The organism is Cellulomonas sp. GbtcB1 (assembly GCF_019091725.1).
Lineage (GTDB): Bacteria > Actinomycetota > Actinomycetes > Actinomycetales > Cellulomonadaceae > Cellulomonas.
The window spans coordinates 1-231 of sequence record NZ_JAGXJG010000677.1; the positions used below are offsets into that span (position 1 = coordinate 1).

A 231-nucleotide genomic window follows, 5' to 3' on the forward strand; every position below is an offset into this window, starting at 1 on the left:
TTCCGGCTCATCGTGGTGGGCATCGGCGTGACCGGGAGCCTGCTCGGTCTGATCGTGTGGCTGCGCCTGCGCGCGAAGACGGAGGTTGCGCTCGCGGCCTCGATCTGGGGCGCCGGGACGATCTCGCTGGTCGGCTGGTCGCAGGCGCACCCGGCCCTCGCGGTGCTCGCGGTCCTGACGCCGCTGGTGTGGGCCGTGGGCGGGCCGCTGCGGCAGCTGGAGCTCGGCGAC

The 231-nt window shown here is 74.5% G+C and carries 1 protein-coding gene; it reads left to right on the forward strand.

Annotated elements, in window-relative coordinates; genetic code table 11:
- The coding region (locus KVT14_RS21775; RefSeq protein WP_217617430.1) for an iron chelate uptake ABC transporter family permease subunit at nucleotides 1-231 on the forward strand (231 nt) is incomplete at both ends.